At 61.2% G+C, this 10,938-nt stretch carries 11 protein-coding genes and 1 tRNA gene; 7 read left to right on the top strand and 5 right to left on the bottom strand.

Annotated elements, in window-relative coordinates; all coding sequences use genetic code 11:
- Positions 1 to 60: 60 nt before the first annotated feature.
- Positions 61 to 1,389, bottom strand: a complete 1,329-nt coding sequence (locus C7T36_RS00400; RefSeq protein ID WP_033230840.1) for an ABC transporter substrate-binding protein — start codon at positions 1,387 to 1,389, stop codon at positions 61 to 63.
- Between the two features lie 193 nt (positions 1,390 to 1,582).
- The gene (locus C7T36_RS00405) at positions 1,583 to 2,200 is read right to left on the bottom strand and encodes an ANTAR domain-containing response regulator (RefSeq protein ID WP_033230841.1); all 618 of its coding nucleotides are present in this window, start codon (positions 2,198 to 2,200) and stop codon (positions 1,583 to 1,585) included.
- A 107-nt stretch (positions 2,201 to 2,307) separates the two neighbouring features.
- Here C7T36_RS00405 and C7T36_RS00410 point away from each other — a divergent pair.
- From C7T36_RS00410 to C7T36_RS00435, 6 genes are all read left to right on the top strand, one after another.
- A tRNA-Leu gene (locus C7T36_RS00410) sits at positions 2,308 to 2,381 on the top strand.
- A 429-nt stretch (positions 2,382 to 2,810) separates the two neighbouring features.
- Positions 2,811 to 3,140 carry a helix-turn-helix transcriptional regulator gene (locus tag C7T36_RS00415; RefSeq protein ID WP_045070053.1) on the top strand — a complete coding sequence of 110 codons (330 nt, stop codon included), beginning with the start codon at positions 2,811 to 2,813 and terminating at the stop codon, positions 3,138 to 3,140.
- A complete protein-coding gene (locus tag C7T36_RS00420; RefSeq protein WP_045070056.1) occupies positions 3,140 to 3,832 on the top strand; it encodes a cation transporter in 693 nt (230 codons plus the stop codon). The genes C7T36_RS00415 and C7T36_RS00420 overlap by 1 nt, the downstream gene beginning before the upstream one ends.
- A gap of 30 nt (positions 3,833 to 3,862) precedes the next feature.
- Entirely contained in the window at positions 3,863 to 4,465 is a 603-nt protein-coding gene (locus C7T36_RS00425) for an isoprenylcysteine carboxylmethyltransferase family protein (RefSeq protein ID WP_045070057.1), read from the top strand.
- 262 nt (positions 4,466 to 4,727) lie between these two features.
- Entirely contained in the window at positions 4,728 to 5,180 is a 453-nt protein-coding gene (locus C7T36_RS00430) for a hypothetical protein (RefSeq protein WP_141484378.1), read from the top strand.
- 134 nt (positions 5,181 to 5,314) lie between these two features.
- A complete protein-coding gene (locus tag C7T36_RS00435) occupies positions 5,315 to 6,565 on the top strand; it encodes an amidohydrolase (RefSeq protein ID WP_045070059.1) in 1,251 nt (416 codons plus the stop codon).
- 29 nt (positions 6,566 to 6,594) lie between these two features.
- Here C7T36_RS00435 and C7T36_RS00440 read toward each other — a convergent pair whose 3' ends face one another.
- Positions 6,595 to 7,737: a GNAT family N-acetyltransferase gene (locus tag C7T36_RS00440; protein ID WP_084703003.1), complete on the bottom strand. Its 1,143-nt coding sequence runs from the start codon at positions 7,735 to 7,737 to the stop codon at positions 6,595 to 6,597.
- Positions 7,738 to 8,038: 301 nt separating this feature from the next.
- Here C7T36_RS00440 and C7T36_RS00445 point away from each other — a divergent pair, with 301 nt between their 5' ends.
- Positions 8,039 to 8,542 carry an SRPBCC domain-containing protein gene (locus tag C7T36_RS00445; protein ID WP_033231403.1) on the top strand — a complete coding sequence of 168 codons (504 nt, stop codon included), beginning with the start codon at positions 8,039 to 8,041 and terminating at the stop codon, positions 8,540 to 8,542.
- A 26-nt stretch (positions 8,543 to 8,568) separates the two neighbouring features.
- Here the strand turns inward: C7T36_RS00445 and C7T36_RS00450 are convergent, their stop codons facing one another.
- Both C7T36_RS00450 and pyk read right to left on the bottom strand, forming a co-directional pair.
- Positions 8,569 to 9,450, bottom strand: a complete 882-nt coding sequence (locus tag C7T36_RS00450) for an acyl-CoA thioesterase II (RefSeq protein ID WP_045070061.1) — start codon at positions 9,448 to 9,450, stop codon at positions 8,569 to 8,571.
- A gap of 1 nt (position 9,451) precedes the next feature.
- On the bottom strand, positions 9,452 to 10,870 hold the full coding sequence (pyk, locus tag C7T36_RS00455) for a pyruvate kinase (RefSeq protein ID WP_033230849.1): 1,419 nt from the start codon (positions 10,868 to 10,870) through the stop codon (positions 9,452 to 9,454).
- Positions 10,871 to 10,938 lie beyond the last annotated feature (68 nt).

Below are 10,938 nucleotides of genomic sequence, written 5' to 3' on the forward strand. Positions count from 1 at the left end.
ACGACAGAAAAGGTGGGCCAGGGTCTTCGAGACCCTGGCCCACCCTCGTGTGTTGATCTGCTATTTACCGACGACGACAAACCCTTCGGTTGTCAGTGTGTTCGTAGGTCCGAACACCAACTTGCCGTACGAACCGATGGACGGCTCGCCCGAGTCGTTGAAGTCGAGTTCACCGGTGATGCCGTCGTAGTCGATGTCGGTTCCCGCCTTCACGAGCGGTAGGCACTCCGCGTACGACGTGCACTTGGTGCCGCCCTCGGTGACGCTGTTGATGTTGGCGGCGATATCGACGCCTGCCGTCGACTTTGCCTGCTCCGCCGCGAGGGCCGAGATCACCACGGCGTCGTAAGACTCACCCGCGTAGTTGAAGTCGATCAAAGCGCTGTTGACAGCCTTCAGCCGATCCTGGAACGCGGCTCCCACATCCGTCAGTGGCGTAGTGCCCTGCATGGTGTCGAGCAGCGGCGTCGCAACGGCTTCACCGAGTGCGTTACCCATGTTGCCGTCGACGCCGTACAGCGCCATTCCGTCGGACGGTCCGATGCCCACCTCGTGCATGCGGGTGATGATCTTCGCTGATTCCTCGAAGCCCACCAACGCCACGGCGTCCGGATTGAAGTTCTTGATCTGATCGACCTCGGAGTTGAACGACTGCGCGTTGGGGTCGTAGATGATCTTCTCGACCTGATCCGACGGAACGCCGGAGTCGATCAGATTCTTCTGGATGTTGTCGGCGAGACCCGTGCCGTAGGGGTCGTTCATAGCCAGGATGGCTACGCGCTGTCCACCGTCGTCTGAAATGAGCTGTGCGACTGCTTGAGCCTGCAGTACGTCCGTGGGAGCGGTGCGGAAGTACATCCCCTTGTCGGGGTAGCAGACAAACTGGTCGGAGGTATTGGCCGGGGAGAACATGACGACGCCCGCACTTGCGATCTTGTCGATCACCTTCAATGACACGGACGACGACGCCGCACCGACAATCACCTGGGTGCCTGCCGCCAATTCGCGGTCAACCGTGGTGTTGGCCGTGTCCGTGGTCGTATCGCCGGAATCGCCGGGGATCAACTGGACTGGCTGTCCGAGTACACCTCCCGCTGCGTTGACGTCGTTGACGCCGAGTTGCGTACCGGCAACCATCGGCGGGCCCAGGAAGGACAGACTTCCCGTGTCCGGCAACAAGGTTCCGATGCGCAGAGGGTCGGTGGACGGTGTAGTGCCTGCCGTGGCCTGTTGCGGCGTGCAATCCGTCGAGACGGTTGTTGCCGCTGCTGAGCCGGACGTGGTGGTGCCCGATGACGAACTGTCGGAGTCGTCCGAGCTACAGCCTGCCAATGCCAATGCTGCAACGCCGAGAACTGCGGCAGTGCGCACAAGTGTTCGTCTAGCCATCCCACGCTCCTTAGATCAGCCGGTGCTCGCGTCAACCGAAACGACGCTCGCTGTGGGAAAAGACGCTAGACCTCGAAACCGTATCGCGATCCGACAAGAAAGCCCTGTGACCTGACTGTTACCTGATGGCCTCGACAATTTACACAACCGTGCCGAATGCGCGGTTTAATCGGCACCACCGAGCGCACCGGGCTCAGGCGTCAGGTTCACCGCCCAAGGTCTCGATCACGACCAGGGCGACGGCCTTCATCGTGGAGCGGCGGTCCATGGCAGCGCGCTGGATCCATTTGAACGCCTCTGGTTCGGTGAGTGCCTGGCGCACCATCAACACACTCTTCGCCCGCTCGATCAGCTTGCGCGCCTCCAAGCGGTCGGACAGATCCGCGACTTCCCGTTCCAGCGCAGTAACCTCACGAAACCTGCTGACGGCCAATTCAACGGCCGGCACAAGATCGGAAATCGAGAAAGGTTTGACCAGATATGCCATGGCGCCCGCGTCCCGCGCTCGCTCCACCAATTCACGCTGACTGAATGCTGTGAGAATGACCACAGGAGCAATTCGCTTCGCCGCAATCTCCGAAGCGGCATCAATACCGTCGCGCCTGGGCATTTTCACGTCCATGATCACAAGATCGGGCTTGAGTTCCTCCGCAAGTTCGACCGCAACCTGACCGTCGCCGGCCTCGCCGACAACGTCGTAGCCCTCTTCGCGGAGCATCTCGACCAGATCCATCCGGATCAACGCTTCGTCCTCGGCAACAACAACTCGACGTGATTTGCTCTGATTGCCTTGCAGCTCTAGCGAATTCATGGCCACCACCCTCCTCGATCGAACCGCCCCGACACGAGGCGCGAACATTTAGAGGGTACCGGTGTTTGACATTCGAATCGCATCTTCTAATGTAGTCATCGCAACAAGCCCTCGTATCCCAATTGGCAGAGGAAACGGATTCAAAACCCGTCCAGTGTGAGTTCGAGTCTCACCGAGGGCACCGAAAGGTGCGGGCTAGCGCGAATTTCAGTCTTATATCCCAGTCTTATCTCCCAGCGGGCTAGGGCGTCAGTTCGCAGTACATCGAGAAATTCGATTCAGTCCGCTAAAGCCTTGATCCGATCTTCATCATGTCGAGTAGCCGATGCATCAAGTTCATCGGGAAACAGTCGTCCGCATCGGTCAAATCTCAGCATTGCGCTCTTATGCCCAGCAATCCCTTGAATAACTGTGACTTTCGCACCTGACTTGATCGCCAACGTTGCCGCGCTATGACGTAGCTCATACGGAACTCGCCAGGTGTCAGCCAACCTCGGCCGCCCACTCGCCATGGCAAGACGAAATCCGCAAGCACACCTCTACCCTCGATTACTGAAACCATACAGATACAGCCTTTTCTGAATACAGAAACATCTGTACTATTGGAAGGGTGAAGACCGCAATCCACGCCGATGCCCTGTCGAGGTTCGGTTACGCCCTATCGGATTCGACGCGCACCCAGATCTTGTTGAGCCTGCGCACTACTCCGGGTTACCCGTCCGAGATGGCGGAAAAGATCGGGGTGTCACGCCAGATTCTGTCCAACCACTTGGCTTGTTTGCGCGGATGCGGCCTGGTCGTCGCCATCCCGGAGGGCAGACGCAGCCGCTATGAGCTCGCCGACCCTCGCATCGGCAGAGCGCTCGACGACCTCGTGGGCTTGGTCCTGGCCGTCGACCCGGACTGCTGTCCAGCCTCCGAGACCGAAGACTGCTGCTGATGGAGACCCCGCTAGGCATGCCGTCCCGGACCTCAGCGATACTGCCGCCCCACCGAAAGGCTTTGCTGTCGCGGCGGATTCAGTGGTTTGTCGCGGCGACGATCACCTACAACGTGATCGAGGCGGCAATAGCTCTCACCGAGGGAACGCGTGTGTCGTCGACCGCGCTCATCGGGTTCGGACTGGACTCGGTGATCGAGGTGTCCTCTGCCGCCGCGGTTGCCTGGCAGTTCGCCGGCCGCAACCCCGAAGCGCGGGAGAAGGTCGCGCTACGGATCATCGCGTTCTCCTTCTTCGCTCTCGCTACCTACGTCACCGCCGACGCCGTCCGGGCCCTGACAGGATTCGGCGAAGCGCAGCACTCCCCGATCGGGATCGGTTTGGCTGCAGCCAGTCTCGCGATCATGCCGGTGCTGTCCTACGCGCAGCGCCGCGCCGGCCGTGAGCTCGGGTCACTCTCCGCGGTCGCCGACTCCAAGCAGACCCTGCTCTGCACCTACCTGTCTGCGGTCCTGCTTGTGGGGCTACTTCTCAACAGCCTGTTCGGCTGGTCGTGGGCCGACCCTGTCGCCGGCCTCGTGATCGCCGTTCTCGCAGTCAAAGAAGGCCTCAACGCCTGGAAAGGCGATACCTGCTGCCCCACGCCGACAACAACCATGAAGTCAGCAGCGGGCCGCGACTGCTGCGACTGACCACACACCACAGATGAGGAAAGATCTGAGATGGCTGTGACCGCGCTCGTGTTCTACGCCCTGTTCGGGGTCCTCGGTTTCGGCTGGCGCAGCGCGCTGCAGTACCAACGGACCGGCTCGACCGGATTCCGCGGCGTCACCGGACGACTCGGCTCGCTGGAATGGATCGCCGGCACCGGATTCGTCGTCGCGATAGCCCTTGGCGTCGTTGCACCCGCACTGCAACTCGCCGCAGTGCTGCACCCGATCGGCGTACTCACCACTCCGGCTGTCCAGACGATGGGGATCGCGCTCGCGCTGGCCGGAATCGTCGGCACGCTCTACGCACAGAACCAGATGGGTGAATCCTGGCGCATCGGCGTCGATCCGACCGAGACAACCGATCTAGTCCACACCGGGGTTTTCGGAATCGTCCGCAATCCCATCTTCACCGCCATGCTCGTCTTCGGTGCCGGCATCATGCTCCTCACACCGAACCCACTCGCGCTTATCGGCTTCGCGCTGCTGCTCGCCACCATAGAACTGCAAGTGCGGGTCGTCGAAGAGCCCTACCTCCGCGACCGCCACGGCGACACCTACCGCACCTACAGCCGCACTGTCGGCAGATTCGTACCCCGGGTCGGTCTCACCTGACGGACATCCATTACCAACATCCGGCACCAACGTCTCGGGCACCAACGCCACCGAAATTCGCAATCCGCGTACGCGTCATCCACGGAGCCGATAAGTTTCCCCCATGCGGCACCGATACCTGGTTGCGTGCTGCGGAGCACTCTTGTCCGCCGCGACACTTACTGGTTGCCAAAGCCAATCCGAATCTCCGCAACCAGGTTCCGACTCCCATTCGCGGCCGACATATTCAACCGTCGAAGGTTCAGTTGCGCAGACTGGAACAATGAGAATCGGCAGCCCTCCACCAAATATGCCACCCGGTCTCGTCGTTCCTGGAACTGAAACAAACGCACCGCTGCCCATCGCCGAGGTCACCGCCGTTGCCATCGAGCACCTTGACGACCGTTCGCGGGTGACGTATCACCTCAGTGGAACCGGCACTGTGACATGGAAAGTCGAGTATGTCAGCGAAGCGATTCGCGGCGGCGACAATCACGTGGTCGACGTGAACGGCTCATCGATCCTTCAGATCGATATCATGGGAGCTACTGCGCTACAACAATTTCCACCGATCGAAACGTCTGGCGGCACCATTTCGAGCGTCGAGACCGCACTGGTGAGCGGTGAGATCGTTCAGTCTTTTGTCGGCACTGCCGCAGGGCGCCCCGAGTTCCAGGCAACCGGAATGGGATCGCCCGGTCAAATTGTTGTCGATGTCTTCTACGCGCCGGCCTGAGTAGCCGGCACTCCCCACTTTGCGGTGCTGAAGTCCATCAACTCATTCGGGTAACGTTCGGCGCCCGAGTGCCTGAACACTGTTAGCGTGAAAATCGTCCGATTAGTCTGCTTTTCTCGATCGAGAGGACTCTCATGCCACACGCTGCGCACGAGAACATCACCGTAGATCCGACGCTGGCCGACCTGTACAAGGACCTCCACAGTCACCCGGAACTCGGCTTCCAAGAGCATCGCACCGCCGAAATAGTTGCCACGCGCCTGACCTCACTCGGTTTCGACGTCACCACGGGCATCGGAAAAACAGGAGTAGTCGGTGTCCTGAAGAACGGCCCAGGACCAACGGCACTCCTGCGTGCCGACATGGACGCACTTCCGGTCAAGGAAGACACCGGACTGGATTACGCCAGCACCGTCACCGCGACCGATCAGAACGGGAAAACCGTTCCGGTGGCTCATGCCTGCGGCCACGACCTCCACACGACATGCCTGTTGGGGGCCGCCCAGATCCTCTCCACGGACACGGCCAGTTGGTCTGGCACCCTACTACTCGTCTTCCAACCCGCCGAAGAACTCGGCGCCGGCTCCCAAGCCATGGTCGACGACGGATTGTTCGACAAGGTCCCCAAGCCCGACGTTGTTCTCGGGCAACACGTAGCTCCGTTGCCTGCCGGAAAGATCGCCGGCCACGCAGGCCCCTCGTATGCAGGTTCCGACTCGCTGCGCGTGCGACTCGTCGGCAAAGGCGCTCACGGATCCATGCCGGAGAACTCCGTCGACCCCGTGGTGATGGCAGCGGAAACCGTTCTGCGCCTGCAGACAATCGTCTCCCGCGAGGTACCGAGCACGGCGATCGCAGTGCTCACGGTCGGGTCGATCCACGCCGGCGACGCAGCCAATGTCATACCCGGCGAAGCCGAACTGCAGTTGAACATCCGCAGCTACGACTCAGCCGTCCGGGAGCGCATTCTGAACAGCGTTGACCGCATCGTCCGAGGCGAAGCCGCAACGGCCGGCGCGCCGGAAGATCCCACGATCACCGAGATCGAACGCTTCCCCATCGTCGTGAATGATCCGGCTGCTCTGGGCAAAACCCTCGACGCGTTTGCCACATGGTTGGGCGAGGACAATATTCTCGATCCGGGGGCAGGCGCCGGTAGCGAGGATGTCGGCATCCTCGCGACAAGTTCGGGCGCACAACTGTCGTACTGGCTGCTCGGCGGTACCGACCCGTCGCTGTTCACGACTGGCGACATGAGCGACCCTGCCCTCCGGACCGTGCCGTCGAACCACTCTCCGCACTACGCGCCCGTGATCGAACCGACACTGACCATCGGAGTTTCCGCGTTGGTCACGGCAACGAGGACGTGGTTACCGCCTGCCTGATCGAACGGCTAACGCCGACGGCGTCCGGATTAGCGCACGCGGCGCCAAGCAGACCGAGCCTTGTCCCGCAGATTTCTCGAGCGGCCGACCCACGATCCCGATTCCCAGGTCTCGATTGCGCGAACGATTGCCCGCGAACCGATTCTGCCCGACCGCACACCGGTGATGGTCACGACCGGTGTGCGGTTGTTCGCCCACACCAATTTCAGGTCAGTGGGACCGATTCCCATGTCGAGTTCGTCGACGGCAAGTTCGTTGCTGTGCGCGACAAGCCATTCCATCATTTGATGTCCGGGTTGAGTCCGGGCACATTCAGGTCGGTAATGCGTGACCCATCCTTCGAGCCGACTACCGGTCCGAACGGAAACATCGTGGGCACACCACACCCCGTCGATGACCAACCCGACGATGACGAGGCGTCCGAGTTCTGCTTCTCTCCGGAGGAATCGGTACACAAACGCCTCGTTCGGGGGTGCCAGGAAGTTCACGCGGTCGCGCCCTGACGTTCCGATTGCAGCAACCGTGCACATGTCGGACCATCGCCGGTCTACATCGGCCGGAGTCGTCAACTGCTCGAATTCCAGTGAAGACCCGGATCGAGTGAGTGCCGCCCGATAGGAACGTAGCCGCTTCAACGAACGCGCGCTCCGAATATCCACGGGGACAGTACCTTCCGGCAAATCCACAGAGAGATTGGTATCCCGTACTCGCACAGCACAGTTCCATCGCGGATCGTCCAACAGTGTACTGACCGCAATGTCCGAACCAACAACAAGATCGGCGTGCAGCACCAGTCCCCGGGCAGCGACCGCTCGCCAGAGGACCCGAGCGGCATCGGCGTCTGCGGCAAGGATCTCGCCGACCACACCGCGCCCATGCCCGAGAAGGCGAACCACCTCGACAGTGAGCATGCGACGAACCGCAAAGGGTGCCAGCGCTACCATCTCTGCTCCCCGGTACACCGCGACCGAGAGGAATGAGCCTTTGCCGTCGGTGTCGTGAGCGCCGACTGCGTACAGGAACCGCGACGACATTCGAGTCCCGACACGGGCAGCCAAACGCTCCCAGTCCCCGCGAATCGCCTCGGGGTTGTCGTAGAAGCGCACAGTTTCGACACCAGCGCGATCCGCGTCGTCCACACACTCCGCCCGGGACACCTTCGTTACGACCATGACGCGAACTTACCATTACATTACCAAGTGTTCACCATGCCTAGCGCTTTCGGCCGATGCCGGACGGTTAAGCAGAGAATCGCCAGTACAGGAGGCATGACGAACCACTGGAAACAAAGAATGAATGATAACCAAAGAATTGCCTCTACCCCTATGGCGTCCTCACCGACCGAGAAGAACCGCACGCCACGTGAACATCGACATGCACACATTACAACGATCTGACCTGCAGTTATTCCGTCCGCGCCTCAAAAATGGCACGATAGTGGCAACCGCACGGGCACCAACGTTGGAGGCACCGATGGACAACGGCACAATCAACCTGACGTACGACGGTCGGGTGTCTCTGAACTTCCGGCTCGCCGTTCCACAATCGCCGGACAAAGTATGGAAGGTCATCACTCAACGCGAATTTCTCGACACGTGGTTTCCCGCCGACGTCGATTTCACACTGACTCCCGGCGCAGACCTACTGTTCAAAGTGACGCCGCAACAGGTCAAGCGATACGGCTTGCCCGCTGATCACAGCTCACACGGAACTGTCATCAGCGTCCATCCGCACCACATCTTCGAGTACCTGTGGGACGCAGACACATTGCACTGGGAATTGCACCCCGACGGCACCGGAGGGTGCTGGTTGACCCTCACACACACGATGGAGGACGAGGACTCCGCGTACGCGCATGCAGCGGGCTGGCATGCCGGCCTGGAAGTGGTTGCGGCACAACTCGACGGCCGTGAAGTCGACTGGTCGCCCTGGGATCGCGCCGACGAACTCGCATCGCAGTACCGCAAATCAGCCTGACTGTTCCCCCTTACGGGGGCTGGGTCCTATTCCCCCTTGCGCGGGAAGTGCCTGATGACGCCTTCCTGCACCACCGTTGCCATCAGCATGCCCTCGATCGAGAAGTATCGCCCGGTCGCCAATCCTCGTGAACCCGCGGCAACCGGCGACTCCGTCGCGTACAGAACCCAGTCGTCGAAGCGGAACGGCCGGTGAAACCAGATCGAATGATTTACCGTCGCTGCAACAATCCGATCGTGCCCCCACGACAATCCATGGGTGGTCAGGATGGAATCCAGCACGGTGGTGTCCGACGAGTACGCCAATACGGCGGCGTGAATCAGTGAGTCGTCCGGTAGCATGCCGTCCGGTCGCATCCACACGCGATTATGGGTGAGCTTCTCCCCCGCGCCTTTCAAAATCCACGCCGGATCGTTGGCGTACCGCATGTCGATCGGCTTGAGTGCGCCCACAAAATGCGGAAGCGTCGCCTCGTAGCCGGACAGTCGATCACCCAAGGGCGGCAAAGACTCCGGTAGCGGAACGTCCGGGATTTCGACGGCATGCTCTAGCCCTGTGCCGGAATCCTGGAACGCTGCCAGCATCACGAACAGCTCGTTGTCGCCTTGATACGCGGTGACCTGACGGTTTGCGAACGCGCGCCCGTCGCGATGCCGCTCGACGCGATATTCGATGGGCGCCTTGACATCTCCGCCGCGAATGAAGTGGCCGTTGATCGCGTGGATCGGTCGATCACCGTCGACGGTACGGCCGGCGGCCATCAGCGCCTGAGACACCAATTGACCGCCGAACGTCCGCGAACTTACCTGCGCCGGGTGATGCCCGCGGAACGCGTCGTCTCCGATGGTTTCGAGATCGAGCAGACCGAGAAGTGTGCCGAGGTCTGTCGACGCGTCCGCGTCGCTCACGCTAGTGGAGTTCTTCGCCGATGCGGTGAACGTGGATCAGGTTGGTGGAGCCCACGGTTCCCGGAGGCGAACCGGCGACGATGACAACAAGATCGCCCTTCGCGTAGCGCCCGAGCGACAGCAGTGCACTGTCCACCTGACGCACCATTTCGTCAGTGGTGGACACCGAGTCGACGAGGAACGTTTCGGTTCCCCAGGTGAGTGACAGCTGACTCCGCACCTCGGGCAATGGGGTGAAGGCCAGAAGCGGCAACGGCGTGTGCAGACGCGCCAACCTACGCACGGTGTCGCCGGACTGGGTGAAGGCAACCAGGGCCTTGGCGTCGAGGCGCTCTCCGATATCGCGCGCAGCGTAGGAGATCACGCCTCGCTTGGTGCGCGGCACGTGAGTCAGCGGAGGAACGCGTGTCGATTCGGTTTCGACAGCCTCGACGATGCGTGCCATCGTGCGGACGGTCTCCATGACGTACTTGCCAACCGATGTCTCGCCGGAAAGCATGACCGCGTCCGCGCCGTCGAGGACAGCGTTGGCAACGTCGGAAGCCTCAGCGCGGGTGGGGCGCGAGTTCTCGATCATCGACTCGAGCATCTGCGTTGCCACGATGACGGGCTTGGCGTTTTCGCGGGCGATCTGGATGGCACGCTTCTGCACGAGCGGAACCTGCTCGAGAGGCAACTCCACGCCGAGGTCGCCACGGGCAACCATGACGGCGTCGAATGCCAACACGATGGCTTCGAGATTGTCGATAGCTTCCGGCTTTTCGAGCTTCGCGATAACGGGAACGCGGCGACCGACTCGGTCCATGATGGCGTGAACCAGTTCGACGTCCGCAGGCGAACGAACGAACGACAGAGCGATGAAGTCGACACCCAACTTCAGGGCGAATTCCAGATCGGCAATATCTTTGCCCGACAGTGCCGGAACGGAGACATTCATACCGGGAAGCGAAAGGCCCTTGTTGTTGCTGACCGGTCCACCCTCGGTGACCGTGCAGACTACGTCGTTCCCTTCGACCGCCGTGACGACAAGACCGACCTTGCCATCGTCGACGAGCAGGCGATCGCCCGGCTTGGCGTCGCGTGCGAGTTCCTTGTACGTGGTTCCGACGCGGTCGTGAGTGCCCTCGACGTCGTCGACGGTGATACGAACCTCTTCACCGCTTTCCCAGACGGTCCGCTCGTCCTTGAATCGACCGAGCCGGATTTTTGGGCCTTGCAGGTCGGCGAGGACGCCGACGGCCTTGCCTGTAGCGTCTGACGCTGCGCGGACGCGGATGTAGTTCTCTTCGTGATCGGCGTGGTCGCCATGGCTGAAGTTGAGCCGGGCCACGTCCATGCCGCTCTCCACGAGCTCACGGATTCGGTCACCGGTAGCTGTTGCCGGTCCCAGGGTGCATACAATTTTTGTCCGTCGGTTCACGGCTCGAGCCTAGTCGCTCGCAGTGCGCACTTCTATCCGGCGCGTCCGACGTGCATCTTTTGTTCTTA

Source organism: Rhodococcus sp. AD45-ID, from assembly GCF_003023755.1.
GTDB classification, from domain to species: Bacteria; Actinomycetota; Actinomycetes; order Mycobacteriales; family Mycobacteriaceae; genus Rhodococcus_F; species Rhodococcus_F globerula.

What these genes read in the sequence shown, in the direction of transcription:
- C7T36_RS00400 (WP_033230840.1), bottom strand. Translation starts at nt 1,389, where the DNA reads ATGGCTAGACGAACACTTGTGCGCACTGCCGCAGTTCTCGGCGTTGCA.
- C7T36_RS00405 (WP_033230841.1), bottom strand. Translation starts at nt 2,200, where the DNA reads ATGAATTCGCTAGAGCTGCAAGGCAATCAGAGCAAATCACGTCGAGTT.
- C7T36_RS00420 (WP_045070056.1), top strand. Translation starts at nt 3,140, where the DNA reads ATGGAGACCCCGCTAGGCATGCCGTCCCGGACCTCAGCGATACTGCCG.
- C7T36_RS00425 (WP_045070057.1), top strand. Translation starts at nt 3,863, where the DNA reads ATGGCTGTGACCGCGCTCGTGTTCTACGCCCTGTTCGGGGTCCTCGGT.
- C7T36_RS00430 (WP_141484378.1), top strand. Translation starts at nt 4,728, where the DNA reads ATGAGAATCGGCAGCCCTCCACCAAATATGCCACCCGGTCTCGTCGTT.
- C7T36_RS00435 (WP_045070059.1), top strand. Translation starts at nt 5,315, where the DNA reads ATGCCACACGCTGCGCACGAGAACATCACCGTAGATCCGACGCTGGCC.
- C7T36_RS00440 (WP_084703003.1), bottom strand. Translation starts at nt 7,737, where the DNA reads ATGGTCGTAACGAAGGTGTCCCGGGCGGAGTGTGTGGACGACGCGGAT.
- C7T36_RS00445 (WP_033231403.1), top strand. Translation starts at nt 8,039, where the DNA reads ATGGACAACGGCACAATCAACCTGACGTACGACGGTCGGGTGTCTCTG.